Source organism: Ferrovibrio sp. MS7 (genome assembly GCF_038404985.1).
Classification (GTDB): domain Bacteria; phylum Pseudomonadota; class Alphaproteobacteria; order Ferrovibrionales; family Ferrovibrionaceae; genus Ferrovibrio; species Ferrovibrio plantarum.
This window is the reverse complement of the sequence record NZ_JBBKBA010000001.1, coordinates 1988065-2013270: the sequence shown is the minus strand read 5'-3', so window position 1 is coordinate 2013270 and position 25206 is coordinate 1988065. Positions and strand designations below refer to the sequence as shown.

21 protein-coding genes are annotated in these 25206 nt (G+C 64.2%); 13 read left to right on the top strand and 8 right to left on the bottom strand.

Annotation, left to right across the window (positions count from 1 at the left end):
* Nucleotides 1-92 precede the first annotated feature (92 nt).
* The 6 genes from V6B08_RS09565 to V6B08_RS09540 all read left to right on the top strand — a co-directional run bounded on the left by V6B08_RS09565 (nt 93) and on the right by V6B08_RS09540 (nt 5667).
* Complete coding sequence (locus V6B08_RS09565; protein WP_341980061.1) at nt 93-728, top strand: DUF1013 domain-containing protein; 636 nt, start codon at nt 93-95, stop codon at nt 726-728.
* Between the two features lie 114 nt (nt 729-842).
* Nucleotides 843-1700 carry a PhzF family phenazine biosynthesis protein gene (locus tag V6B08_RS09560; RefSeq protein ID WP_341980059.1) on the top strand — a complete coding sequence of 286 codons (858 nt, stop codon included), beginning with the start codon at nt 843-845 and terminating at the stop codon, nt 1698-1700.
* 108 nt (nt 1701-1808) lie between these two features.
* On the top strand, nt 1809-2783 hold the full coding sequence (locus tag V6B08_RS09555; RefSeq protein WP_341980057.1) for an ABC transporter permease: 975 nt from the start codon (nt 1809-1811) through the stop codon (nt 2781-2783).
* Nucleotides 2780-3694, top strand: coding sequence for an ABC transporter permease (locus tag V6B08_RS09550; protein ID WP_341980055.1), 915 nt, complete (start codon nt 2780-2782; stop codon nt 3692-3694). The genes V6B08_RS09555 and V6B08_RS09550 overlap by 4 nt, the downstream gene beginning before the upstream one ends.
* Nucleotides 3695-3697: 3 nt before the next feature.
* Entirely contained in the window at nt 3698-4681 is a 984-nt protein-coding gene (locus tag V6B08_RS09545) for an ABC transporter ATP-binding protein (protein WP_341980053.1), read from the top strand.
* A complete protein-coding gene (locus V6B08_RS09540) occupies nt 4681-5667 on the top strand; it encodes an ABC transporter ATP-binding protein (RefSeq protein ID WP_341980051.1) in 987 nt (328 codons plus the stop codon). Before V6B08_RS09545 ends, V6B08_RS09540 begins: the two co-directional genes overlap by 1 nt.
* 3 nt (nt 5668-5670) lie before the next feature.
* On the opposite strand, the gene V6B08_RS09535 is transcribed toward V6B08_RS09540, so the two are convergent.
* The 4 genes from V6B08_RS09535 to V6B08_RS09520 all read right to left on the bottom strand — a co-directional run bounded on the left by V6B08_RS09535 (nt 5671) and on the right by V6B08_RS09520 (nt 11570).
* Nucleotides 5671-8748: an efflux RND transporter permease subunit gene (locus tag V6B08_RS09535; protein WP_341980049.1), complete on the bottom strand. Its 3078-nt coding sequence runs from the start codon at nt 8746-8748 to the stop codon at nt 5671-5673.
* Nucleotides 8745-9866 carry an efflux RND transporter periplasmic adaptor subunit gene (locus V6B08_RS09530; RefSeq protein ID WP_341980047.1) on the bottom strand — a complete coding sequence of 374 codons (1122 nt, stop codon included), beginning with the start codon at nt 9864-9866 and terminating at the stop codon, nt 8745-8747. Before V6B08_RS09530 ends, V6B08_RS09535 begins: the two co-directional genes overlap by 4 nt.
* 44 nt (nt 9867-9910) lie before the next feature.
* Nucleotides 9911-10183 (bottom strand): ribbon-helix-helix domain-containing protein, encoded by a 273-nt coding sequence (locus V6B08_RS09525; protein ID WP_341980045.1) that lies wholly within the window; start codon nt 10181-10183, stop codon nt 9911-9913.
* Nucleotides 10184-10367: 184 nt separating this feature from the next.
* A complete protein-coding gene (locus V6B08_RS09520; protein WP_341980044.1) occupies nt 10368-11570 on the bottom strand; it encodes a pyridoxal phosphate-dependent aminotransferase in 1203 nt (400 codons plus the stop codon).
* Nucleotides 11571-11911: 341 nt separating this feature from the next.
* On the opposite strand from V6B08_RS09520, the gene V6B08_RS09515 reads away from it, so the two are divergent.
* From V6B08_RS09515 to V6B08_RS09505, 3 genes are all read left to right on the top strand, one after another.
* Complete coding sequence (locus tag V6B08_RS09515; RefSeq protein ID WP_341980042.1) at nt 11912-12940, top strand: ABC transporter substrate-binding protein; 1029 nt, start codon at nt 11912-11914, stop codon at nt 12938-12940.
* Nucleotides 12941-13090: 150 nt separating this feature from the next.
* Nucleotides 13091-14044, top strand: a complete 954-nt coding sequence (locus V6B08_RS09510) for a DMT family transporter (protein ID WP_341980041.1) — start codon at nt 13091-13093, stop codon at nt 14042-14044.
* Entirely contained in the window at nt 14034-14486 is a 453-nt protein-coding gene (locus tag V6B08_RS09505; protein WP_341980040.1) for a MaoC family dehydratase, read from the top strand. The genes V6B08_RS09510 and V6B08_RS09505 overlap by 11 nt, the downstream gene beginning before the upstream one ends.
* A 6-nt stretch (nt 14487-14492) precedes the next feature.
* Here V6B08_RS09505 and V6B08_RS09500 read toward each other — a convergent pair whose 3' ends face one another.
* The 3 genes from V6B08_RS09500 to V6B08_RS09490 form a co-directional block, all read right to left on the bottom strand.
* A complete protein-coding gene (locus V6B08_RS09500) occupies nt 14493-15524 on the bottom strand; it encodes a class I SAM-dependent DNA methyltransferase (protein ID WP_341980038.1) in 1032 nt (343 codons plus the stop codon).
* 17 nt (nt 15525-15541) lie between these two features.
* Nucleotides 15542-17224 (bottom strand): energy-dependent translational throttle protein EttA, encoded by a 1683-nt coding sequence (ettA, locus tag V6B08_RS09495; protein ID WP_341980036.1) that lies wholly within the window; start codon nt 17222-17224, stop codon nt 15542-15544.
* 95 nt (nt 17225-17319) lie between these two features.
* Entirely contained in the window at nt 17320-18249 is a 930-nt protein-coding gene (locus V6B08_RS09490; protein ID WP_341980034.1) for a histone deacetylase family protein, read from the bottom strand.
* 213 nt (nt 18250-18462) lie between these two features.
* Here V6B08_RS09490 and V6B08_RS09485 point away from each other — a divergent pair, with 213 nt between their 5' ends.
* Genes V6B08_RS09485 through V6B08_RS09475 form a run of 3 tightly spaced genes read left to right on the top strand, consistent with a single transcriptional unit; the run spans nt 18463 to nt 23153 of the window.
* Nucleotides 18463-19584 carry an efflux RND transporter periplasmic adaptor subunit gene (locus V6B08_RS09485; RefSeq protein ID WP_341980032.1) on the top strand — a complete coding sequence of 374 codons (1122 nt, stop codon included), beginning with the start codon at nt 18463-18465 and terminating at the stop codon, nt 19582-19584.
* A 30-nt stretch (nt 19585-19614) separates the two neighbouring features.
* On the top strand, nt 19615-22752 hold the full coding sequence (locus V6B08_RS09480) for an efflux RND transporter permease subunit (RefSeq protein WP_341980030.1): 3138 nt from the start codon (nt 19615-19617) through the stop codon (nt 22750-22752).
* Nucleotides 22749-23153 carry an Hpt domain-containing protein gene (locus V6B08_RS09475; RefSeq protein WP_341980028.1) on the top strand — a complete coding sequence of 135 codons (405 nt, stop codon included), beginning with the start codon at nt 22749-22751 and terminating at the stop codon, nt 23151-23153. The genes V6B08_RS09480 and V6B08_RS09475 overlap by 4 nt, the downstream gene beginning before the upstream one ends.
* 24 nt (nt 23154-23177) lie before the next feature.
* On the opposite strand, the gene V6B08_RS09470 is transcribed toward V6B08_RS09475, so the two are convergent.
* The gene (locus tag V6B08_RS09470; RefSeq protein ID WP_341980025.1) at nt 23178-23675 is read right to left on the bottom strand and encodes a hypothetical protein; all 498 of its coding nucleotides are present in this window, start codon (nt 23673-23675) and stop codon (nt 23178-23180) included.
* A gap of 168 nt (nt 23676-23843) precedes the next feature.
* On the opposite strand from V6B08_RS09470, the gene hemA reads away from it, so the two are divergent.
* On the top strand, nt 23844-25058 hold the full coding sequence (hemA, locus tag V6B08_RS09465) for a 5-aminolevulinate synthase (RefSeq protein WP_341980022.1): 1215 nt from the start codon (nt 23844-23846) through the stop codon (nt 25056-25058).
* The last annotated feature ends 148 nt before the right edge of the window (nt 25059-25206 follow it).

Sequence of the window (25206 nt, the reverse complement as noted above, 5' to 3'; positions counted from 1 at the left end):
AAGGGCTGCCCGGCGAACCTCCCCCGGCTGTCTGGTCCATACCGGCTTATGCCACGCGGCTTCCGCCTGCTGGTTTATGAAGGATGCGTATCATGGCCCTACCGTTGATGCCCAAAGCCACCGCCGTCTGGCTCATCGACAATACCAAGCTGACCTTCGATCAGATTGCCTATTTCTGCGGCCTGCATCCGCTGGAAGTGAAGGGCATTGCCGATGGCGAAGTGGCCGTCGGCATCGTCGGCCAGGACCCGATCGCCAACAACCAGTTGACGCCAGAAGAGATCGCGCGCTGCGAAGCCAACCCGGCGGCGAACCTGAAGCTGCTGGAGCCGACCGTGCCGCTGGCACGCCAGAAGACCAAGGGCGCGCGCTACACGCCGCTCTCGAAGCGCCAGGATCGCCCCGATGCCATCGCCTGGCTGCTGAAGTATCACCCGGAAGTGGGCGATGCACAGGTGCAGAAGCTGCTCGGCACCACCAAGGCGACGATTGACTCGGTGCGTTCGCGCACGCATTGGAACGCGCCCAACATCAAGCCGCGCGATCCGGTCAGCCTCGGCATCTGCAGCCAGTCGGAACTCGACCGCGTGCTGCTGCTCGCCGCCAAGCGCCGCGACAACAAGGAAAAGCGCGAAGCCCGCGAGCGCGCCCGCGCCGACCGCGAAGCCAACGCACCGGTGGCCGCCGAGCCGCTGGAAGAGATCGACGGCAGCGAAGACGCCGCCTGATTCACGCTAGCCGCAGCGCACCTGACGCTGCGGCAGCAATTGCAGCCTGACAATTCAATTCTGGCTGCTTCGCGCCGCATTGGTTAGCCTCACGCAACACCAGCGAGGCTGAGCATGCAGGTAAAGCGCCCGATACAGGTACAACGGTTAGCGGCATTTTCCGATGGCGAGATTGGCGGCAATCCCGCCGGCGTGGTGATTGCTGATGCGCTCCCGTCTGCCGCCGAGATGCAGGCCATTGCCGCCGAAGTCGGTTATTCCGAAACAGCTTTCGCGGCACCGCTGAGCGACAAAACCTGGCGCGTGCGCTATTTCGCGCCCGGCATGGAAGTGCCGTTCTGCGGCCATGCCACGATTGCGCTGGGCGCCGCGCTGGCGCTGCAATGCGGCGATGGCGAATTCGCCTTGACCCTGAATGATGCCGCCATCACCGTGACCGGGCGGCGCGATGGCAGCACCATCGCCGCCGCACTGCAATCGCCGCCGACCAGCAGCAGGACTGCAGAGCCGAAACTGGTGGCCGACACACTGGCGCTGTTCGGCTACACGAATGCGGATCTGGATTGGCGCATTCCGCCGGCCATCGCCGATGCCGGTGCGCGGCATCTGGTGCTGGCACTGAACAGCCGCACAGCACTCGGCGCCATGCGCTACGACTTCGAGGCCGGGCGCGCCCTGATGCAGCAAGCTGGGCTGGTAACAATCATTCTCATCTACGCCGAGAGCGCGCAGCTTTTCCACACGCGCAATCCCTTCGCCGCCGGTGGCGTCTATGAAGACCCGGCAACCGGTGCGGCAACAGCGGCGCTGGCCGGCTATTTGCGCGAGATCGGCTGGCCGCATGGTGGCGTGATCGACATCGTGCAGGGCGAGGATATGGGCATGCGCTCGCGCCTCAGGGCGGAAATTTCCGCCGAGCCCGGTGCATCGATCCGGGTTTCCGGCACGGCACGCTTGCTGCCGCCTGAATAGCGGCGCGATTGCTAACGCCCGAATAACAGGCTGCCCGTATATCAGGCTGGCTCCGTGCCAGGCTTTCGGCTAGCATCCATGACAGTATAACAACAGGGACATCGGGGGATGTTGGTATTCATTATCCGGCGGCTGCTGCAGGCAGCGCTGGTCGTGGCGGTTATGTCGGTGCTGGTTTTCGGCGGCATCTACCTGCTGGGCGACCCGCTGGCGGTGCTGGCAAGCCCCGAGGCCACCGAGATCGACCGCGAGCAGATCGCCGCCGCACTGGGCCTCGATCAGCCGGTGTGGGTGCAATATATGCGCTTCGTCGGCTCCGCCTTTTCCGGCGAATTCGGCAAATCCTTCGTCTATGGCCAGCCGGCCATGAGCCTGATCCTGGAACGCATGCCGGCGACGCTGGAACTCGCCATCACCGCCACGGTAATGGCTGTGGTGATCGGCCTGCCGCTTGGCGTATATGCAGGCCTGCGCCATGAAAGCTTCGGCGCCCGCGCCATCATGGCCGGCTCGATCCTGGGCTTCAGCCTGCCGAATTTCTGGGTCGGCCTGATGCTGATCATGGTTTTCGCCGTGCAGCTCGGCCTGATGCCGGCCTCGGGCCGTGGCCCAACGGTGGATGTAATGGGCCTGCATTTGAGCGTGCTGACCGCGAAAGGCTGGCACCACATCCTGCTGCCGGCCGTCACCCTGGCGCTGTCGAAATGCGCCCTGATCGTGCGTCTGGCGCGCGCCACGGCGCGCGAGGTGATGCTGATGGATTATGTGAAATTCGCCCGCGCCAAGGGTCTGGATGAACGCCGCGTGGTCGGCGTGCATATCCTGAAAAACATCCTGGTGCCTGTCGTCACCGTCACCGGCCTGGAACTCGGCGCGCTGATTGCCTTCGCGGTGATCACTGAAACCATCTTCTCCTGGCCAGGCATGGGCAAGCTGCTGATCGACTCGATCAACCAGCTCGACCGCCCGGTGATCGTCGCCTACCTGATCATCGTGGTGTTCCTGCTGGTAGTGATCAATCTGGTGGTGGACATCCTCTACACCGTGCTGGATCCGCGTGTGCGGCTGGGAGGTGCCAAGTGACCGACGCAGCCCTCCCCGCCACCGTCAAACTGGTAAAAGCGCAAACCCCGCTGCAGCGCATCGTTTCGGAATTCGCCGAAAGCAAGCTGGCGCTGTTCGGCCTCGCGCTGTTCGTGCTGGCCATCACGGCGGCTCTGCTGGCACCTTGGCTGTCGCCGCAGAATCCCTACGATCTCGCCAAGCTCGACATCATGGATTCGCGCCTGCCGCCCGGCGCGCTCTCGGGCGATGGCTTCGTCTTTATGCTCGGCTCCGATGGCCAGGGCCGCGACATGCTTTCCGCCATGCTGCATGGCCTGCGCATCAGCCTGTTCGTCGGCGTGGTCGCCGTATCCTGCGCCCTTGCGATCGGTGCGGCCGCCGGTCTCGCCGCGGCGTATTTCGGCGGCGGCGTCGAAGCCCTGATCATGCGCATCGTCGATATCCAGCTTTCCTTCCCCGCCATCCTGGTGGCGCTGATCCTGCTGGCGGTGCTGGGCAACGGCGTCGACAAGGTGATCATGGCACTGGTGGCGGTGCAATGGGCGTATTTCGCCCGTGCCGCGCGCGGCGCCGCCCTGGTGGAACGCAACAAGGAATACGTGGAAGCCGCGCGCTGCCTGGGCCTGAAGCAGAGCCGCATCCTGTGGCGCCACCTGCTGCCGAACTGCCTGCCGCCGCTGATCGTGATCGCCACCATCGACATCGCGCGCGCGATCACGCTGGAAGCCACGCTCAGCTTCCTCGGCCTTGGCGTGCCCGTCACGGAACCTTCGCTGGGCATGCTGATTGCCAACGGCTTCGACTACCTGCTTTCCGGCGTCTACTGGATTTCCATGTTCCCGGGCATCGCGCTCACCGTGGTGATCGTCGCCATCAATCTCGTGGGCGACCAGCTCCGCGACGTGCTCAATCCCCGTTTGAAGCGCTGATCCATGACGCCCACGCTGAAGGTCGAGAATCTGGAGACCCATTTCCCGACGCGCGACGGCATCGTGCGCGCGGTGGATGGCGTCAGTTTTGAAGTAGCGCCAGGCGAAATCCTGGGCCTGGTGGGAGAAAGCGGCTCGGGCAAAAGCATCACCGGCTTTTCCATCATCGGCCTGCTCGATCAGCCCGGCCATATCGCCAATGGCCGCGTGCTGTTCAAGGGCGAGGATATCGCCCAGGCCAAGCCGGCGCGGCTGCGCCAATTGCGCGGCAAAAGCATTGCCATGATCTTCCAGGACCCGATGATGACGCTCAATCCGGTGCTGCGTGTCGACACGCAGATGATCGAGGGCGTGCTGGCGCATGAGAAGATCACTGAGGCCGCCGCCCGCGCCCGCTGCATCGAGACGCTGAAGGCTGTCGGCATCGCCGCGCCGGAAGACCGCCTGCAGGCCTATCCGCACCAGCTTTCCGGCGGCATGCGCCAGCGCATCGCCATAGCCATCGCGCTGCTGAACAAACCGGAACTGATCATCGCCGATGAGCCGACCACGGCGCTGGATGTGACCATCCAGGGCCAAATCCTCTATGAAGTGCGCAAGCTCTGTCGCGAGACCGGCACGGCGCTGATCTGGATTACGCACGACCTTTCCGTGGTGGCCGGCCTCGCCGACCGTGTCATGGTTATGTATGCCGGCCGCATCGTCGAAACCGGCAGCGTCGCCGCTGTGATCGAAGCTCCGCGCCACCCCTACACCGCCGGCCTGATCGGCTCTGTGCCCGGCGCACATACCAATACCGGCCAGCGCGGCAAGCGGCTGTTCCAGATTCCCGGCATGACGCCGCCGCTGCTGAACCTGCCGCCGGGCTGCCGCTTCAAGACGCGCTGCAGCCGCGCCGATGCCGCCTGCGAGGCGATACCAGACCTGTTGCCCCTGGCGCCGGGCCATGACGTACGTTGCTGGCATCCGCTGGAAGGAGCGGCGTGATGGCGATGCTCGAACTCAAGGGCGTTTCCAAGCGCTTCGTGTGGAAACTCGATTTCGCCGCCAAGCTGGCCAACCTGCTCGGCGCCGGGCTGAAAGAACGCGCTGTGCATGCGGTGGACAGCGTGTCGCTGCAAATCCAGCAGGGCGAAGTGGTCGGCCTGGTAGGCGAAAGCGGCTGCGGCAAGAGCACACTGGGCCGCATCGTCGCCGGCATCATGGACCAGAGCGACGGCCAGATCAGCTTCGAAGGCAAGGACCTCGCCAGCATGACGCCGGCCGAGCACAAGGCATACAAGCTCGCCGTGCAGATGATCTTCCAGGACCCTTATGCCTCGCTCAATCCGCGCATGCGGGTGGAAGACATCATCGGCGAGGCGCCGCTGGCCCATGGCCTGATCACGCGGTCGCAGTTCGATTCCTATGTCGAGGAAATGCTGCTGCAGGTCGGCCTGGATCCGCGCTACAAGAAGCGGTTTCCGCACCAGTTCTCCGGTGGCCAGCGCCAGCGCATCGGCATCGCCCGCGCGTTAGCAGTGAAGCCGCGCTTCATCGTCTGCGACGAGGCCGTGGCCGCGCTCGACGTGTCTATCCAGGCCCAGGTGCTGAACCTGTTCATGGACCTGCGCGAGCGGCTGAACCTGACATACCTGTTCATCAGCCATAACCTGGCCGTGGTAGAGCATCTCTCCGACCGCGTGGTGATCATGTATCTCGGCCGCGTGGTGGAAAGCGCGCCAACGGAAGAATTGTTCAAGGGCGCCAACCACCCCTACACCCAGGCCCTGCTGGCCGAGGCACCGAAGCTGGAAGCCAAGCGGCGCGACTACATGCCGATCAGCGGCGAAATCCCCTCACCGCTGGAACCGCCGAGCGGTTGCCATTTCCATCCCCGCTGCCCGCAGGCCATGGCGCGCTGCAAGACGGAGAAGCCGGCCCTGCGCCAGATCGCGCCGGGCCGCCTCTCCGCCTGCCATCTCAACGGCTAGGATTTACGCCACCGGCTTCGCCTGGGGCTTGATGCGGAACCAGGCGGCGTAGAGTGCCGGCAGGAACAGCACCGTCAGCAGCGTCGCCGCCGCCAGGCCGCCCATGATCGCCACCGCCATCGGGCCCCAGAAATTGGAGCGCGAGAGCGGAATCATCGCCAGGATTGCCGCCAGCGCGGTAAGCACGATGGGGCGGAAACGCCGCATCGTCGCGTCCACGATGGCATCGAAAGCGGCATGGCCGGCACGGATATCCTGCTCGATCTGATCGACCAGGATCACCGAATTGCGCATGATCATGCCAGCCAGCGCGATGGCGCCGAGCAAAGCCACGAAGCCGAACGGCACATTGAAGAGCAGCAAAGCTGCGGTAATGCCGATCAGGCCGAGCGGTGCGGTGAGCAGCACCAGCAGCATGCGCGACACCGACTGCAACTGCACCACCAGCAGCGTCACCATGATCAGCACCATCACCGGCATCACGGCAGCCAGCGAGGCGTTGCCCTTGGCACTTTCCTCGATGGCACCGCCCATGACGATGCGATAGCCGGGCTGCAACTGCTTGCGCAATTCGTTCAGCAGCGGGTCGATCTGCATCGACACCACCGGCGCCTGGATGCCATCCACCACATCGGCACGCACGGTGATCACCGGCTGTCGGTCGCGGCGCCAGATGATGCCTTCCTCCATGGCGTAATTCACATCCGCCACCTGGGTCAGCGGCACCGGCCGCGCGCTTTCGCCACCGCCGACATTCAAATCCTTAATGCCGGAAAGGCTCAGGCGTTCGGCGGCCTCGGCACGCGCCACCACGTCGATCAGTTCCTTGCCTTCGCGGTATTGCGTGATGGTAACGCCGGTAAGCGCCGCGTTCAGCGCACCGGCGAGATCCTGCGAGGAGATGCCAAGCAGGCGTGCCTTGGCCTGGTCGACATTCAGCTTCACCACCTTGGACAGCTCGTTCCAGTCCAGGTTTACATCACGGGTATTCGGATTGGCGCGCAGCACATCGGCGGCGGCGAAGGCGATGCGCCGCACTTCCAGCGGATCCGGGCCACTGACGCGAAACTGCACCGGGAAGCCGACCGGCGGGCCGTTTTCCAGGCGATTGACGCGGCCGCGCAGCAGGGTGAAATCCTCCTGGAAGGCCTGCATCAGCTTGGTACGCAGGCGCTCACGCTCGGCATCGCCCTTGGTCAGCACCACGACCTGCGCGAAATTGTCGTTCGGCAACTGGATATCCAGTGGCAGGTAGAAGCGCGGCGCACCGCTGCCGACATAGGTGGTGAAATTCTCGATATCGGGATCACCTTTCAGCATCGCCTCGAGCTTCAGCGCCTCTTCCTGCGTGGCTGCAATGCTGGCGCCCTGCGGCAACCGCAGGTCCACCATCAATTCCGGGCGGTTCGATGACGGGAAGAATTGCTGCTGCACGAATTTGAAGCCGAAAACCGACAGCGCGAAGATGCCGAGCGTGACGGCAATGACGATCCACTTGAAGCGCACGCACCAGGCCACCACCGGGCGGATAAAGCGGTAGATGCCGCGCTTATGGACATCCTCATGGGAATGCCCCGGCTTCGGATTGGGCAGCAGCTTGTAGCCGATGAACGGCGTGAAGATCACCGCCACGATCCAGGATACCACCAGCGATATGGTGACCACCGCGAAGATCGAGAAGGTGTATTCGCCGGCCGAGGACTTGGCGAAACCCACCGGCACGAAGCCGGCCGCCGTGATCAATGTGCCGGTGAGCATCGGGAAGGCAGTGGATTTGTAGGCGAAGCTGGCGGCATGGAACCGGTCCATGCCCTCCTCCATCTTCACCTGCATCATTTCCACCGCGATGATGGCATCATCCACCAGCAGGCCGAGCGCGATGATCAGGGCGCCAAGCGAAATACGCTGGAAGTCGATGCCGAAAATCTGCATCGCCGAGAAGGTAATGGCCAGCACCAGCGGGATGCAGAGCGCCACCACCAGACCGGAGCGCAGGCCGAGGCTGAGGAAACTGACGCCGAGCACGATCACCACGGCTTCCAGCAGCACCTTCATGAATTCGTCGATACTGCGCTGCACCACTTTGGGCTGGTCGGCGACCTGGTGAACATCGATGCCGATCGGCATGTCGGCCTTGATCTGTTTCAGCACCGGCGCCAGTCGCTCACCGAGCTGGATCATGTTGCCGCCCTTGGCCATCGAAATGGCGAGGCCGATGGCGGGTTCGCCGTTATAGCGGAACTGCGCCGAGGGCGGGTCGATGTAATCGCGCTTGATATCGGCGATGTCGCCAAGCCGCAGCAGGCGGCCATTGGCCTGGATCGAGAGTTCGGTCAGCGCCCGAACATCTTCGAAATCGCCCGAAACGCGGGTGTAGATACGGTCAGATGCGGTCTGCACCAGACCGGAAGCCACCTGGTTATTCTGCTGCTGCACGATATTGATGATCTGCTGCGGCGAGACGCCCAGACTGGCCAACTTCTTGTTGGAGAATTCGATATAGATGCGTTCCGGCTGCACGCCGAGCAGGTCGGCCTTGCCGACATCGCGCACGCGCAACACTTCCTCGCGCACCGCTTCCACATAATCCTTCAATTCGCGGTGGCTGAAGCCATCGCTGGTGAAGGCATAGATGGTGCCGAAGGTGTCGCCGAATTCATCATTGAAGAATGGCCCCTGCGCACCCTGCGGCAGGGTATGCCGGATATCGTTCACCTTCTTGCGCACCTGATACCACACGCCCTCAACCTGCTTCGGCGGTGTGTCGTCGCGCAGCACGACATAGACCGTGGATTCACCCGCCTTGGAATAGCTCATCACGTGGCTTAAATACGGCGTCTCCTGCAGCTTCTTTTCCACCTTGTCGGTGACCTGCTGCTCCATCTCGCGCGCCGTGGCGCCCGGCCAGTTGGTGCGCACGATCATCAGCTTGAACGTGAAATCCGGATCTTCGGCCCGGCCCAGGCTGAAATATGACATCGTGCCGGCCAGCATCAGCACCACGATCAGGAAGCCGATCAATGATGGATGCTTCAGGGCCCAGGCGGAAAGATTGTAGCGTTCAAGCTCGGCCTGATTCACAGCTTGGCCTCCGCCGTCTCCGGCAGCAGCCGCACTTTCTGGTTCGGGATCAGCTTATGCACGCCGGCCGTCACCACCTTCTCGCCATGCTTCAGGCCATCGGTGATCAGCACATACTTCTCGACATAGGCAGAGACCTGCACCGGGCGCAGATTCACGGTTTCGGTCGCCGCATCGTAGACCCAAACGGCAGGCCGGATCTGCGAAGGCTGGCCACCCGCCTGAGCCGCCGCCTGTTCCTGGTAGAGCGCGGAGAGCGGCAGGGCCACCATGCGCTCGTCGCCGCGCCGCACGATGGTGACACTGGCGGTCATGCCGAGCCGCATGGTCGGCGGCGGATTCTGTACGCTGACCTTCACGGCATAGGTCCGCGTCACCGGGTCGGCGCCCGGCGCGATCTCGCGCACCACGCCGGCATAGGTCTGCTCCGGCTGCGACCACAGCGCCAGGCGGATTGCCGAGGCATGGCGCAGTTCGTCGAGCCGGTTCTCGGCGACGCTGAACACCACTTCCTTTTCTTCCGGCCGCGCCAGCCGCAGCACGGTCTGGCCGGCCGCCACCACCTGGCCTGCCTCCACCGAGATCGAGGTGACGACGCCATCGGCATCGGCCTGCAGCTCGGTATAGCCCTGCTGGTTCTGCATCACGCGCAACTGCGAGCGCGCGCTTTCCAGCCTAGCCTGAGCCGAATCCGCAACAGTCGTGCGGCGGTCGATCTCGGCCTGGCTGATCACCTTGGTCTCGAACAGTTTGCGATAGCGCGCCAGATCGGTCTGCGCCTGGTTATGATCGGCCTGGGCGGCATTGAGCTGCGCGCGGGCATTCTCGATGGCGAGCCGGGTATCCTCGGGATCGAGTCGGGCCAGCAGCGTGCCCTTCTTCACTTCCGAGCCGATCTCGACATAACGGGCGACGATCTTGCCGCCGATGCGGAAAGCCAGATTGGTCTCGTAGCGGGCGCGCACTTCGCCGGTATAGGTGGAGCGGCCTTCATAGGCCTGCGGCGATACGGTGGCGATGCGCACCGGGCGGATCGGTTCGGGCGGCGGCGCCGGCTGGTCGCAGGCGGCCAGGCCCAGGGCCAGCAGCGGCAGCAGGATGAGGAAAGGCTTGCGCATGGTCTCGTCTCCGCCTGCGGCGGCATCGAGACTGGCGATGCCGCCTAACTGTCGTCGTCTTCCTCCGCAGGCAATATGCCTGGGGGATTATTCTCCGGCGGCAGGTGGCCCTGGCTGGCGCGGCTGAGCACATAGACCCGGATCGCGCTGGACAGATTGCCCTGCCGCGCCGCGTCGATATCGCTCACCATCTGATTGATGGTCTTGCCCTCGGCCTGGGCGAGACGACGCAGCGCATCCCAGAAGGCGCGTTCGAGCGAAATGCTAGTGCGATGGCCACCAACGACCACCGACCGCTTCTTTACGGTTGTCGGCATCGTGCTGATCCATTCGTTGCGTCGCGCGCGTCCCTGTATGGTGGCTTTAGCATTGCCATGGGGCACGACAAAGTGAAGTTTGGCGCAAAACCGCGCCCGCGACGCCGCCGCGTGACGGCGGTCACTAAAAACGGGCCGCCTGCCGCTGCGGCAGCCGGCCCGTTGCTATGGGGGTGAAGTGCGATCAAGTGAGCTTCGAGCAGAAGTCCTGGATACGCGTGCAGGCATCCTTCAACACCTCGGTGGAGGTGGCGTAGGAGATGCGGAAATGCGGGCTGAGGCCGAAGGCCGCGCCGAACACCACCGCCACGCCCGCCTCTTCCAGCAACGCGTTGCAGAAATCCTCGTCGTTATTGATCTTCACGCCGCCGGCCGAGGTTTTGCCGATGGTGCCGGCGCAGCTCGGGTAGACGTAGAAGGCGCCTTCCGGCTTCGGGCAGGTGATGCCCTTGGCCTGGTTCAGCATGCTCACCACCAGGTCGCGGCGCGCCTTGAACACGGCGTTGTTCTTCGGGATGAAGTCCTGCGGGCCGTTCAGCGCCTCGACGGCGGCCGCCTGACTGATCGACGACGGGTTGGACGTCGACTGCGACTGCAGGCTGCCCATCGCCTTGATCAGCTGCACCGGGCCGGCGGCATAGCCGATGCGCCAGCCGGTCATGCAATAGGACTTCGACACACCGTTCATGGTCAGCGTACGGTCATAGAGCTTGGGCTCGACCTGGGCCGGCGTGGTGAACACGAAGTTGTCGTAGACCAGATGCTCATACATGTCGTCAGTGAGGATCCAGACATGCGGGTGCTTCAGCAGCACATCGGTCAACGCCTTCAGCTCGTCGCGGGTATAGGCGGCGCCAGACGGGTTGGAGGGCGAATTCAGGATCAGCCACTTGGTCTTGGGCGTGATCGCCTTGTCCAGATCGGCGGCCTGCACCTTGAAGCCATGCTCGGCGGTGGTTGGCAGCGCCACCGGGGTGCCACCGGCGAAATTCACGATATCCGGATAGCTCACCCAGTAGGGCGCCGGGATGATCACCTCGTCACCAGGGTTCACGGTGGCGAGCAGGGCGTTGAACAGCACCTGCTTGCCGCCGGTGCCAACGCTGATCTGCTCCGGCTTGTAGTCGAGGCCGTTCTCGCGCTTGAACTTGGCGGCAATTGCCTGCTTCAGCGCCGCGGTGCCGTCGACGTCGGTATAACGGGTCTCGCCACGGTCGATGGCGGCCTTGGCGGCGATGCGGATATTCTCGGGCGTATCGAAATCGGGCTCACCGGCCCCAAGACCGATCACGTCACGGCCGGCGGCCTTGAGCGCGCGCGCCTTCTGGGTGGCGGCGATGGTGGCGGACGGCTTGATCCGACCGAGTGCCTCGGACAGAAACGGCATGGAAACGACTCCACAATGTCTTGGGTTAACAGGCGCCGGGACATTACGCCGGGCCTCGCCCCCAGGCAACCGCAACAATGTCCCAATTGTCGCTATCATGGCGCGGTTTTGGGCAGCCGGCCCAAGGGTTGGGCAGGGCCGGAACGGCCAGCGGTAGAATGCCGGACTCCCCCGTCCCCGGACTGCCGTGCACGGAGTGGTCCTGGATTTGCATACACTTATCCCCAGGCCGGATCGATTCCACCTTGGCGCCCGATATTACAGCGGCATAAACTGTGGTTAGCGCGGTGCCTGGGGGATTCGTCAGGGCTGCGGCTTTATCCACGGGGAGACCTCTCGCAATGACCACCATGTTCAAGCTTTCGGCGGCCGTGCTCGGCCTTGGCCTGGCCCTTGGCGCCACCGGCCCTGCCGAAGCGCAAACCAAATTCAAGTTCACCCTCGACTGGGCCTTCCAGGGCCCGACCTCGGCGTTCCTCTATGCCGATCAGAAGGGCTACTACAAAGCCGAGGGTCTGGACGTGACGCTGGATGCCGGCCAGGGCTCGGCCGGTGCACTGCAGCGCGTTGCCACCGGCGCCTATGAGATGGGCTTCGCCGATGTGAACGCGCTGATCGAGTACAATGTCGCCAACCCCGACAAGCAGGTGAAGGCGGTGATGATGGCGTATGACGCCCCGCCCTTCGGCGTCTACGCGCTGAAGTCCTCAGGCATCAAGACGCCGAAGGACCTGGAAGGCAAGAAGCTTGGCGCGCCGGTGTTTGACGCCTCCTTCAAGCTGTTCCCGGCCTTCGCCGCCAAGACCGGCATCGACAAGAGCAAGGTCACGTCGGTGAACCTGGCGCCGCCGCTGCGCGAGCCTTCCTTGAAGAATGGCAGCGTCGACTTCATTTCCGGCCACTATTTCTCGTCCTTCCTCGATCTGAAGAAGATCGGCGTGAAGCCCGAGGACATCGTGCCGCTGATCTATGCCGATTACGGCATGGACTTCTACGGCAATGCGGTGATCGCCTCGCCGGCCTTCATGCAGGCCAACCCGAATGCCATCAAGGGCTTCGTGAAGGCCACCATCAAGGCGTGGAAGGAAATCGCCGCTGACCCGACCCTGGGTGCGCGTGCCGCCAAGACCCGCGACGGCCTGATCGACGAGGGTTTGGAACTGGAGCGGCTCTACATGTCGCTGGAGCGCAACGTGCTCACCCCCTGGGTGAAGAAGAACGGCTTCGGCGATGTCGACACCGCACGTCTCGAGCGTTCGGCGCAGGCCGTGGCCTCGGCCGTCGGCCTGGCCCGTGCACCGAAGGCTTCCGAGCTGTTCACCGATGCGTTCCTGCCGCCGAAGGCAGACCGCATGATGCCGAGCAAGTAAGAACCAGGCCACCCAGATGGGGCGGGGCGTGACGCGCCGCCCGATCCGCGCTATATAACTCTGAATGAATAATACAGACGGCAGGGGCATTCCCCTGCCGTCTTTGTTTTGGGAGCCAGGGTTGCAAAAAATGCAAAGGCGGCATGCGGCATGAGCGCGCCTCAGCACTCCCCGCCAAAGGGCTCCGGCTTCGGCTTCAGCACCGCCGATTTCTATCTGCTGCTCACCGTATTCATCTGGGGCAACACCTTCCCGGTGGCGAAGTATATCCTCGGCTTCCTGCCGCCGATGGCCTATGCCACCACCCGCTATCTGCTGGCCGCCCTGGTGCTGCTCGGCCTGATGGCGATGCGCGGCGGCCTGCAACCGCCCCGGCGGCGCGACATTCCGGCCCTGGCGCTGCTCGGCTTTATCGGCGTCACCATGATGCAGTTGCTGTGGACCAACGCGCTGACCTTCACCGCCGCCTCGAAGGGCGCGATCCTGGTGGCGGTATCGCCGATCTTCGCCATGCTGATGACCACCGTGCGCAACCTGGTCAAACGTGAGAGCACGCCCGGCGCGCTGGCCTGGAGCGGCGTGCTGCTGTCGTTTGCCGGGGTGTTCCTGGTGATCAACAACAGCCTCACCGGCATCACGCTGGATGGCGGCGACCTGGTGGGCGACCTGATGTTCCTCGGCGTCGCCTTCTGCTGGGCGACCTATTCCGTGATGGGGCCGCGCTACATCGCCAGCCTGGGTGCGCTGCGCGTCACCGCCTGGTCGATGCTGTTCGGCTCGCTGCTGCTGATCCCCTTGTCCATCGTCGATATCGCCCGCGCCGACTGGGGCGCCACCACCCTCACAATCTGGGCCGGTTTCCTGTTCACCTCGGTCGGCGCCGGTGCGCTAGGGTATCTGTGGTGGTATGAGGGCGTGGCCAAGCTGGGCGTGGCCCGTGCCGCCACCTATTCCTACCTGATCCCGGTCTTCGCCATGATCAGCGCCGCCCTGGTGCTCGGCGAAAGCATCAGCATGGCACAATTGATCGGCGCCGCCGTGGTGCTGGCCGGCCTGATGATGACGCGGCTTGGCACGCAAAGGACCCCCGGCAATGGCGGCTGACTGGTATTTCGATGATCTGCTGCCCGGCCACAGCTTCACCACGCCCGGCGTTACGGTGAGCGAGGCGCAGATTCTCGATTTCGCCCGCGTCTACGACCCGCAGCCGTTCCATATCGACAGCGAAGCGGCGCGCGATACCGAATTCGGCGGCCTGATCGCATCCGGCTTCCACACACTGTCCTTAAGCTTCGCGCAATTCTTCCGCCTCGAGGTTTTCGCCAAGGCCAATCTGGGCTCGCCGGGCATGGAAGACCTGCGCTGGCTAAAGCCGCTGCGCCCCGGCGACACCATCCGCGTCGAAGCCGAGGTAATGGAAGTGAAACCATCGCAATCCAAGCCGGACCGCGGCATCGTGGTGATGCGGCACGACACGTTCAATCAGCGCGGTGAACTGATCCTCACCGTCACCTGCCTGCACCGCCTGAAGCGGCGGGGAAAGTAAGGCGCCTTATTCAGTGCCGGCGTGATGGCCAAGCGCGAAGACCAGGCCCGGCACCGGCTTTCCATCTTCCATGCGCAGCGCGGCAGGCTGCAGGGAGACAACGGCGAACCCTGTTGTCTGCGCCGCCTGGCGCAGATAGCCCTCGCCATGGGCGAAGCGGCCGCTTTTACCGGCGCTGAAACCATCGCCCGAATGCGCTTCCACCGTGGCGACGAAATGACTGCCCGGCTTTAGTGCCGCCTTAGCGGCTGCGAAGACTTCGTCCAACTTGCCGAAATAAGCCAGCACATCGGCGGCCAGCAGCAAGTCGAACCGCGCCGGGCGGCCTGAGAGATAGGCAACAATCTCGGCAACCTCGAGCTGGTGGTAGAGCTTGCGTTCAGCCGCCTTCTCGATCATGCGCGGCGACAGGTCGATGCCATCCAGCCGCCGCACCACCCCGTTCATCTCCGGCGCCAGCAGGCCGGTGCCGCAACCGAGATCCAGCGCATGCTCGGCAACACGGCCCGCCAATGCGGCGCGTGCCGTCTCCGCCACATGCTGCGGCGCGCGATAGTCGAGCCAATGGGTCAGGGTGCGGTCGAAATTGTCGGCGAAGGCATCGAATAGTTTCGTGACATAGTCGGCGTTGGCCTTTTCCGGCGTGGCGCCGGCAAGAATCGCGGCAAGATGCGCCGCTTCGGCATGATCGGGCTTGAGCTGCAACAGGCGGCGATAGGTGATCAGCGCATCGGCGCGGCGTTCCAGGCGCAATTGCAGCCGGCCGACCGAGCGCAGCAGCAATTCAGAATCCGGTTCGGCGGCCAAGGCGCGCTGCTGCCGCGCCAGTTCTTCCACCAGTTCGCGCTGCTGCCGCTCGCGCGCCAGCAGGCTCTGCACCGGATCGGCTGCCAGCATGGTTGGTGCGGCCATGGCCAGCGGTGCACCACCCTGGCCAGCCAGACCCATGAGCATGGAACTGACCGAAAGCGGCGCAGCGGCAGCAGTCGGCGCCGCAGCCCCCGCCTTGCCCTGCCTGCGCCGCTCGCGGCGATTCATTTAGCTACGCAGCCCCATCATGTACGTACAAGCGGCTTGTACTTGATGCGGTGCGGCTGGTCGGCATCGGCGCCGAGGCGCTTCTTCTTGTCCGCCTCGTAATCCTGGTAGTTGCCCTCGAACCACTCAACATGGCTGTCGCCTTCGAAGGCCAGGATATGGGTGGCGAGGCGATCGAGGAACCAGCGGTCATGGCTGATGACGATGGCGCAACCGGCAAAAGATTCCAGCGCCTCTTCCAGCGCGCGCAGCGTATCGACATCGAGATCGTTGGTCGGCTCGTCGAGCAGCAGCAGGTTGGCGCCTTCCTTCAGCATCTTGGCCAGATGCAGGCGGTTGCGCTCACCGCCCGAGAGCATGCCGACCTTCTTCTGCTGGTCCGCGCCCTTGAAGTTGAACCAGGAGCAATAGGCGCGGCTCGGCACTTCGCGCTTGCCCAGCGTGATCATGTCGTTGCCGTTGGAAAGTTCCTCCCACACGGTCTTCTTGTCGTTCAAGCTGTCGCGGCTCTGGTCGACATAGCCGAGCTTGACGCTCTCGCCGACACGCAAGGCGCCGCCATCGGGCTTCTCGCCGCCGGTGAGCATGCGGAACAGCGTGGTCTTGCCGGCGCCGTTCGGGCCGATCACACCGACGATGCCGTTCGGCGGCAGCTTGAAATTCAGGTTCTCGATCAGCAGGCGGTCGCCGAAACCCTTGGTCAGGTTTTCGGCCTCGATCACCACATTGCCGAGACGCGGGCCGGGCGGAATGGTGATGGTGACCTGCTCGGTTGCCTTATCCTGCTCCTGCGCCAACATTTCTTCATAGGCATTGAGGCGGGCCTTCGACTTGGCCTGGCGCGCGCGCGGGCTCTGGCGCACCCATTCCAACTCGTTCTTGAGCGTGCGGCGGCGGGCATCCTCGGCCTTGCCTTCCTGCTCCAGGCGCTTTTCTTTCTGTTCCAGCCAGGAGGAGTAATTGCCTTCCCAGGGGATGCCGGCGCCGCGATCAAGTTCGAGAATCCAGCCGGCGACATTGTCGAGGAAGTAGCGGTCGTGGGTGACGGCCACCACGGTACCCGGATATTCGTGCAGGAAGCGCTCGAGCCAGGCGACGGACTCGGCGTCGAGATGGTTGGTCGGCTCGTCGAGCAGCAGCATGTCGGGCTTGGACAGCAGCAGGCGGCAGAGCGCGACGCGGCGGCGCTCACCGCCGGAAAGCTTGGTCACATCGGCATCGCCCGGCGGGCAACGCAGCGCGTCCATGGCGATCTCGACATTGCGCTGCAGGTCCCAGGCGTTGATCGCGTCGATCTTCTCCTGCAATTCGGCCTGCTCGGCGATCAGCGCGTTCATCTCGTCGTCGTCGGTCACTTCGCCGAACTTCATCGACACTTCGTCGAAGCGGTCGAGCAGCGCCTTGGTCTCGGCGACGCCTTCCATCACATTGCCGAGCACGTCCTTGGCCGGATCCAGCGCCGGCTCCTGCGCCAGATAGCCGACCTTGACGCCGTCCGCCGCCCAGGCCTCGCCGGTGAACTCGCTATCCAGGCCGGCCATGATCTTGAGCAGGGTGGACTTGCCGGCGCCGTTCAGACCCAGCACGCCGATCTTGGCGCCCGGCAGGAAGCTCAGCCAGATGTTCTTCAGCACCTGCTTGCCGCCCGGATAGGTCTTGTTCAGACCCTTCATCACGTAAATGTACTGATAGGCGGCCATTGTTCTGCTCCGGGTGAATGCTTGTGACTGGATGCTGGGAAATGTGGCGGATTTTTATAGAAAGCGGGGCGTCTATGCAATCGCGGGGACCAAACTCACCCCGCCATCAGGGCGCGCACATGGGCTGCCGAGGCGCTGGCCAGGGCGCGCAGGTCATAGCCGCCTTCCAGCGCCGAGACGACGCGGCCCTCGGCGGTATCGGCGGCGATCTTCAGCAACTGTTCCGTCACCCAGTAGTAATCATCATCGGTGAGGTTGAGCTGTGCCAGCGGGTCGCGCGCATGGGCGTCGAAGCCGGCGGAAATCAGCAGCAATTCCGGCTTGAAGCGGCGCAGTTCGGGCAAGAGCTGCTCGGCGACGCGGGCGCGGAACTCGGCCGAGCCGGCAAACGGCCGCAGCGGCAGGTTCAGGATATTGCCGGCAACGCCATGCTCATGGGCCTGGCCGGTGCCGGGATAAAGCGGCGACTGGTGCGTGGAGGCGTAGAACAGGTCGGGGTCATTGTTGAAGGCGGCCTGGGTGCCGTTGCCATGATGCACATCGAAATCGATCACCGCAACCCGGCGCACGCCCCAGCGGGCCCGGGCATGCAGCGCCCCGATGGCGACATTGTTGAACAGGCAGAAGCCCATGGCCTGATCCGGCTCGGCATGGTGGCCGGGCGGTCGCACGGCGCAGAAGGCATTGCGGATCTCGCCCTGCATCACGGCGTCCACGGCGGCGCAGACCGCCCCGGCTGCCCGCAAAGCCGCCTCGCCCGAGCCCGGTGAGATCACCGTGTCGCCGTCGATGGCGGCATAGCCCTCCGCCGGCACGGCATCCAGCAGGGCCTCGGCAAAGCCCTCGCCATGCACACGGGCAATTTGTGACACCTCGGCCAGCGGCGCCTCGCGGCGGTCCAGCCAGGCGAACTCCTCGGTTTCCAGCCGCGCCAGGATGGCCCGCAACCTGTCCGCGCATTCAGGGTGACCCGGCCCGGTATCGTGGTGCAGACAGGCGCTATGGCTGAACAGGGCCGTAGCCATGACGGAAATTCCCTCCGGGTGGTATTGGTATTGCACGCCAAAACCGTCAGGCCGGCGTGATGATCAGGGCCGGGATACTGCAAGCTTTGAGCGCAGGAAAGCAGCTTCCCGACCGTGTGATTGACGCTAATTCTGTCATGCAAAGACATGGCTAGGCAACGCTCTGGCGCCCCGTGTATTCTGCATGCAAGACAGGAAGGATTACCAAAGCCAATGAAACTATGGGGTCAGATCGTCGTCACCGGCATCATCCTGGGGGCGGGCGCAGCCGGATATATGTACCGTGACAAGCTGCCGTTCATCGGCACCGGTGCGCAACCCACGGCGGCACGGCCCGCCGGTACCGCCCCGGTCATTCCGGTGGAGACCCAGCCGGTGCGGCGCATGGATGTGGCGCGCACCATGGAAGCCGTGGGCACGGCCCAGTCGAATGAGGCGGTGACCATCACCGCCAAGGGCAACGGCACCATCGAGCGGATCAATTTCCAGGAAGGCCAGTTGGTCAAGGCCGGCGTCATCCTGGTGGAACTGGAAGCCGGCGAGTCCACCGCCAAGCTGGCCGAACTGCGCGCCGCCCGCGACGCCGCCAAGCTGGCCTATGAGCGCGCCGCGTCGCTGCTCGATACCAAGAACGTCGCCCAGGCCCGCGTCGATGAACTGAGCAAGGCCTTCGAGGCCGCCGAGGCGCGGTTGCGCGGCGAGCAGGCGAAATTCTCCGACAGCGTGATCCGCGCCCCCTTCTCCGGCCGGCTCGGCATGCGCCGCGTCTCGCTCGGCGCCCTGGTGAAGCCCGGCGACGCCATCACCACGTTGGACGACACCTCGGTGATCAAGCTGGAATTCGATGTGCCGGAAACCGTGCTGAGCGGCATCGCCCAGGGCAGCGCGGTGAGCGCTAGGGCGACGTCGATGCCGAACCGCAAATTCGAGGGCACTGTCACCACCGTCGACACCCGCATCGACCCGACCAAGCGGGCGATCCGCGTGCGCGCCAACATCCCCAATGCCGACGACGCCCTGAAGCCCGGCATGTTCATGACCGTAACGCTGAACATGGGCAAGGTGGCCGACGCCATGGTGGTGCCGGAAGAATCGCTGCTGGCCCAGGGCGGTGAACAGTTCGTGTTCGTGATCCGCGACGGCCGCGCCGCACGCACCCGCGTCACGCTTGGCCAGCGCCTGCCCGGCCTGGCCCAGATCACCAACGGCCTGCGCCCGGACGACCAGGTTGCCGTCACCGGCTTGCAGCAATTGCGCGATGGTTCGCGCGTGCGCCAGACCAATGCCCCGGACACCCCGGCCCCCGGCCCCACGGCGCAGAAAACCGCAAGCTGAACCGGCAGGATATAATACGAGGCTCAAGCCATGGTTCTTTCCGATATTTCGATCAAGCGCCCGGTTTTCGCCACCGTGATGTCGCTGGTGCTGATCATCTTCGGCTTGTTCGCGCTGCGCGGCATGGCGGTGCGCGAATATCCCGATATCGATCCGCCGGCGGTGAATATCACCACTATCTATCGCGGCGCCTCGGCCGAGATCATCGAGAGCAAAATCACCCAGGTGATCGAGGATTCGGTTGCCGGCATCGAGGGTATCCGCACCATCACCTCGACCAGCCGCGAGGAATCCAGCGCCATCAGCATCGAGTTCAACCTCTCGCGCAATGTCGATGCCGCCGCCAACGACGTGCGCGACAAGGTCGGCCGCATCCTGTCGCGGCTGCCTGACGAGGCCGACCAGCCGATCATCGCCAAGACCGAGGCCGATGCCCGTCCGATCATCTATATCTCGCTGTTCTCCGACCGCCTCAGCCTGCTCGAACTGACCGACTATGCCGACCGCTATCTGGTCGACCAATTGTCGATCATCGATGGCGTTGCCTCGGTGAATATCTACGGCGCGCGGCGCTATTCCATGCGCGTCTATCTCGACCGCATGGCGATGGCGGCCCGCAATGTCACGGTGCAGGATATCGAGGAAGCGATCCGGCGCCAGAATGTCGAGCTGCCATCAGGCCGCATCGAAAGCAACATGCGCGAATTCACTGTGCGCTCGGAGTCCGGCCTGCGCACCGCGCAGCAATTCCGCAATGTCGTGCTGCGCGAGCAGGATGGCTACCTGCTGCGCTTGGGCGAAGTCGCCAAGGTCGAACTCGGCGCCGAGGACGACCGCACCGAGCAGCGCATCAACGGCGTCACCGCCATCGGGCTTGGCATCATCCGCCAGTCGAAGGCCAACGCGATGGAAATTTCCAACGGCGTGACCGCCACGGTGGAGCGCCTGCAAGGCAGCCTGCCGACCGGCGTGCGCATGGAAGTGACCTACGACCAGTCGAAATTCATCAGCCAGTCGATCTACGAAGTGTTCCATGCGCTGAGCGTGGCGCTGGCGCTGGTGATCGGCGTGATCTTCCTGTTCCTGCGCTCCTGGCGTGCCACGCTGATCCCGGCTGTCGCCATTCCAGTCTCAGTGATCGGCAGCTTCATGGTGATCGGCGCGCTCGGCTATTCGATCAACGTGCTCACCCTGCTGGCACTGGTGCTGGCCATCGGCCTGGTGGTGGATGATGCCATCGTGGTGCTGGAAAACATCCATCGCCGCATCGAGCTTGGCGAGCCGCCGCTGCTGGCGAGTTTGCGCGGTGCGCGCCAGATCGGCTTCGCGGTGATCGCCACCACAGTGGTGCTGATTGCGGTGTTCGTGCCGATTTCGCTGATGGAAGGCAATACCGGGCGGTTGTTCCGCGAATTCGGCATGAGTGTCGCAGCCGCAGTATTATTCTCAGGATTCGTCGCGCTGACACTGACGCCGATGATGTGTTCCAAGCTGCTGCACGAAGCCAAGGACGAAGGCTGGTTCTACCGCGTGACGGAGAAATTCTTCGTCGGCATGGGCAATACCTATGGCCGCCTGGTCCGTATGTCGATGAACGCACCGATCGTCGTGCTGGCACTCGGCCTGCTAGCCTCCGGCGCGGCCTTCCTGATGTTCAAGTCGCTGCCGCGTGAATTCGCCCCCACCGAGGATCGTGGCGCCTTCTTCGTCATCATCGAGGGGCCGGAAGGCTCGTCCTATGACTACACCCGGCGCAACATAGTTCTGATCGAACGCGTGCTGGAAAAGCATATCAAGTCCGGTGCCGTCACCGTGGTGCAGTCCAACGTGGCACCGGCCTGGGGCGGTCGCCCCTCGCCGGTGAATTCCGGCATGATCGTGGTGCGCATGGCGGATTGGGCTGACCGCAGCGTTAAGCAGCAGCAGGTGGCGCGCCAGGTATTCCAGGAACTGCAGGCACAGACTGGCGTGCGTGCCGTGGTGGTCAACCCGCCGAGCCTTGGCCTGCCCGGCGCTCAGACGCCGGTACGCTTCATCCTCGGCGGCTCCACCTACCAGCAGCTCGACGACTGGTCCGACCGCATCATCGAACGCGCGCTGCAGAATCCGAACCTGCTCGGCGTGAAGAAGAATTACCTGCCGACCCGGCCGGAAATCCAGGTGCAGATCGATCGCGACCGCGCCGCCGATCTCGGCGTGCCGATCGAAACCATCGGCCGCACCCTGGAGACCATGCTGGGCTCGCGCGAAGTGACCAACTTCCAGCGCGATGGCAAGCAATACAAGGTGCTGGTACAGGCCCCGGTCGAGCAGCGCGTGACGCCGAACGACATGAACAACATCTATGTGCGCGGCAGCAATACCGGCGGCAAGCTGGTGCCGCTGGCCAGCCTGGTATCGCTGAAGGAAGGCGCCAATGCCCGCGAGCTGGTGCGTACCGACCGCCTGCGCTCGGTGATGATCGAGGCGTCGATGACGCCGGGCTACACGCTTGGACAGGCGCTCGACTATCTCGATGGCGTTGCCGCCGAAGTGCTGCCGCCTGAAGTGCGCATCTCCTATGCCGGCCAGAGCCGTGAATACAAGGACTCTTCCTCGGCAATCTTCATTACCTTCGCCCTGGCGCTGATCGTGGTGTTCCTGGTGCTGGCCGGCCAGTTCGAAAGCTGGATTCACCCGATCATCATCATCCTGTCGGTACCGCTGGCGGTGACCGGCGCCTTGGCGGCCCTGCTGCTCTCGGGCCAGACGCTGAATGTCTACAGCCAGATCGGCATCATCATGCTGGTCGGCCTGATCGCCAAGAACGGTATCCTGATCGTGGAATTCGCCAATCAGCTCCGCGATGAAGGCCGCAATATCTATGATGCCGCCGTGGAGGCCTCCATCGCCCGCCTGCGGCCGATCCTGATGACCACCATCGCCACCATCTTCGGTGCCGTGCCGCTGGCCTATGCCCATGGCGCCGGTGCCGAGAGCCGGCAGGCGCTTGGCTGGGTGATCGTCGGCGGCATGTCGTTTGCCACCCTGCTCAGCCTGTTCGTGGTGCCGGTGCTGTATCTGCTGCTGGCCCGCTTCACCAAGCCGGCCGGCTATATTGCCAAGCGCCTCTCCGAGATGGAGAGCCGCCCCGATGTCGACAATGCCAAGCCGGAGCCTGCGGAATGAGTCAGGAGGACGACTTTGCCGCCGCCCTGGCCCAGGCCCAGGCCGCCGTGGCCGGCATGGCCGACCAGTATATCGGCTGGGTCACGGCCGACCTTGAGCGGCTCGATCAGGCCATCACCCGCATCGACGCCGCCAATCCGGCCATGGGCCTCAAGGGTGTCTATGAAGTGGCGCATGACATCAAGGGCCAGGGCGCTACGTTCGGCTACCGGCTGGTCACGGATATCGGCGCCCTGCTCTGCCGCTATCTGCATCTGTCCCAGGAGCGCAACACCTATGATCCGGCGGTGATCGATGCCCATGTGCAGGCCTTGCGCACGGTGATCGACAATCGCGTGCAGGGCGATGCCGGCGAACTGGGCAAGGAAATCCTCGCCAGCCTGGCGGCGGCGGCACGCTGAACGGTTCTGTCGCTTTTTACCGCCCTACCGCTTCTTGTCAGCGGCGCGGCGGAACGGCCCGGCATAATCGGCGCGGGCCTGGCGCCGCCGGTCGGGGCCGAAATAGCTCTCCACGCGGATGAACTTGCGCGGCGTCTCGATCACCTCGGTCAGCTTCTGACGCAGCGCCTGCGGGGAGAGCGGCGGCACCAGGATGCCATGCACACCGGCATCCAGGGCGGCGCGGGCGCGCTCCAGGGTTAACGCCGTAACCACTGTCAGGCAGGGCAGGAAGGGATTGGGCGAGTCCACATCGCGGCGCAACCGGCGCATCAACCCGGCCGCCTTGCCGGCATCGTCCCAGCGCAGCAGCAGTACATCCGCCGCCCCCTGGCCGCCAAGCCGCGGCCAAACCTGGCCTACATCCCCCAAAACCTGAAGATTGCGCAGGCCAAGCCCAACCCCGAGCTGGCGCCATAACGGCGCCGCGCCCGGCTCGCCATCCAGGACCACCACAGAGAGGCGCGCCAGGTCGAAAGCCATGGCCGAGCTTAACACATAAGTATGATCCCTGCGACGATCCGTCCCGCATTCACCCCCTAGCCAGCCCGGCGCCGGGGCCGCTAGAATGTGCCCCACCAGCAGTTCAAGCAATTCAAGGCCTTGGCGGCCAGTACAGCATCTGTTGCCCGCTAGCCCGGAGCGTGCCCCATGGATTACGAAAGCCAATTCGGCCGTGCCGTCGACGCGCTCCGCGCCGAGAAGCGCTATCGTGTCTTCACTGAACTGGCACGCGAGGCGGGCAGCTTCCCTGTTGCTGACAACTTTTCCGGCGTTGGCCCGGCCCGTATCACCATCTGGTGCTCCAACGATTATCTCGGCATGGGCCAGCATCCGGTGGTGACGGAAGCCATGGTGGCGGCGGTGCAGCGTTATGGCGCCGGTGCCGGCGGCACGCGCAACATTTCCGGCAACCACCACGCCATCGTGGCGCTGGAAGCGGAACTCGCCGACCTGCATGGCAAGGAAGCGGCGCTGGCCTTCGGCTCGGGTTATGTCGCCAACCAAGCGACGCTTTCCACGCTGGGCAAACTGCTGCCCGGCTGCATCATCCTCTCCGATGCCGATAACCACAATTCGATGATCGAAGGCATCCGCCAGAGCGGCTGCGAGCGCCGGGTGTGGCGCCACAACGATCTGGCGCATCTGGAGGAGCTGCTCAAGGAACAGCCGCTGGAACGGCCGAAGATGATCGCCTTCGAGAGCGTCTATTCCATGGATGGCGACATCGCCCCGATCCATGCCATCTGCGACCTAGCCGAGAAGTATGGCGCCATGACCTATCTGGACGAGGTGCATGCCGTCGGCCTCTATGGCAACCGAGGCGGCGGCGTCGCCGACCGCGACAATGCCATGCAGCGCATCACGGTGATCCAGGGCACGCTGGGCAAGGCTTTCGGCGTGGTCGGCGGTTATATCGCCGGCTCACGCAATCTGGTGGACGCCATCCGCTCCTATGCCGCCGGCTTCATCTTCACCACCACGATGCCCCCGGCGGTCGCCGCCGCCGCCGCCGCCAGCGTGCGCTATCTGAAGCAGAGCCAGGTGGAACGCGCCCGGCACCAGGAGCGTGCCGCCACGCTCCGCCGCCTGCTGCTCAATGCCGGGCTGCCGGTACTGGTGAACAAGAGCCATATCGTGCCGGTGATGGTGGGCGATCCTGCCCTGTGCAAGCAGGCCAGCGACCTGCTGCTGGCCGAACACGGCATCTACATCCAGCCGATCAACTATCCCACCGTGCCGCGCGGCACCGAGCGACTGCGCATCACCCCGACGCCGGTACATACCGACGCGATGATGCATGACCTGACCCATGCGCTGCTCAGCGTTTGGCAGCAATTGGGCCTGCGCCGCCAAGCTGCCTGATCGGGCAGCCTGATTTCGTCATATTATGGTTTTTTGACCTGACGACTCTGCCTAATTTTGGTGCGCCGACACGCTGTTGTATAAAACGCCCGACCACGGCCTTGCGTCAGGCTGCATTCGTGGTCAGAATCAATCGAGTGCGGACCAT

Excerpts from the sequence above, each read along its gene's own strand:
- V6B08_RS09565 (WP_341980061.1), top strand. The coding sequence starts at position 93 with ATGGCCCTACCGTTGATGCCCAAAGCCACCGCCGTCTGGCTCATCGAC.
- V6B08_RS09560 (WP_341980059.1), top strand. The coding sequence starts at position 843 with ATGCAGGTAAAGCGCCCGATACAGGTACAACGGTTAGCGGCATTTTCC.
- V6B08_RS09555 (WP_341980057.1), top strand. The coding sequence starts at position 1,809 with ATGTTGGTATTCATTATCCGGCGGCTGCTGCAGGCAGCGCTGGTCGTG.
- V6B08_RS09545 (WP_341980053.1), top strand. The coding sequence starts at position 3,698 with ATGACGCCCACGCTGAAGGTCGAGAATCTGGAGACCCATTTCCCGACG.
- V6B08_RS09540 (WP_341980051.1), top strand. The coding sequence starts at position 4,681 with ATGGCGATGCTCGAACTCAAGGGCGTTTCCAAGCGCTTCGTGTGGAAA.
- V6B08_RS09530 (WP_341980047.1), bottom strand. The coding sequence starts at position 9,866 with ATGCGCAAGCCTTTCCTCATCCTGCTGCCGCTGCTGGCCCTGGGCCTG.
- V6B08_RS09525 (WP_341980045.1), bottom strand. The coding sequence starts at position 10,183 with ATGCCGACAACCGTAAAGAAGCGGTCGGTGGTCGTTGGTGGCCATCGC.
- V6B08_RS09520 (WP_341980044.1), bottom strand. The coding sequence starts at position 11,570 with ATGCCGTTTCTGTCCGAGGCACTCGGTCGGATCAAGCCGTCCGCCACC.
- V6B08_RS09515 (WP_341980042.1), top strand. The coding sequence starts at position 11,912 with ATGACCACCATGTTCAAGCTTTCGGCGGCCGTGCTCGGCCTTGGCCTG.
- V6B08_RS09510 (WP_341980041.1), top strand. The coding sequence starts at position 13,091 with ATGAGCGCGCCTCAGCACTCCCCGCCAAAGGGCTCCGGCTTCGGCTTC.
- V6B08_RS09505 (WP_341980040.1), top strand. The coding sequence starts at position 14,034 with ATGGCGGCTGACTGGTATTTCGATGATCTGCTGCCCGGCCACAGCTTC.
- V6B08_RS09500 (WP_341980038.1), bottom strand. The coding sequence starts at position 15,524 with ATGAATCGCCGCGAGCGGCGCAGGCAGGGCAAGGCGGGGGCTGCGGCG.
- ettA (WP_341980036.1), bottom strand. The coding sequence starts at position 17,224 with ATGGCCGCCTATCAGTACATTTACGTGATGAAGGGTCTGAACAAGACC.
- V6B08_RS09490 (WP_341980034.1), bottom strand. The coding sequence starts at position 18,249 with ATGGCTACGGCCCTGTTCAGCCATAGCGCCTGTCTGCACCACGATACC.
- V6B08_RS09485 (WP_341980032.1), top strand. The coding sequence starts at position 18,463 with ATGAAACTATGGGGTCAGATCGTCGTCACCGGCATCATCCTGGGGGCG.
- V6B08_RS09480 (WP_341980030.1), top strand. The coding sequence starts at position 19,615 with ATGGTTCTTTCCGATATTTCGATCAAGCGCCCGGTTTTCGCCACCGTG.
- V6B08_RS09475 (WP_341980028.1), top strand. The coding sequence starts at position 22,749 with ATGAGTCAGGAGGACGACTTTGCCGCCGCCCTGGCCCAGGCCCAGGCC.
- V6B08_RS09470 (WP_341980025.1), bottom strand. The coding sequence starts at position 23,675 with ATGGCTTTCGACCTGGCGCGCCTCTCTGTGGTGGTCCTGGATGGCGAG.
- hemA (WP_341980022.1), top strand. The coding sequence starts at position 23,844 with ATGGATTACGAAAGCCAATTCGGCCGTGCCGTCGACGCGCTCCGCGCC.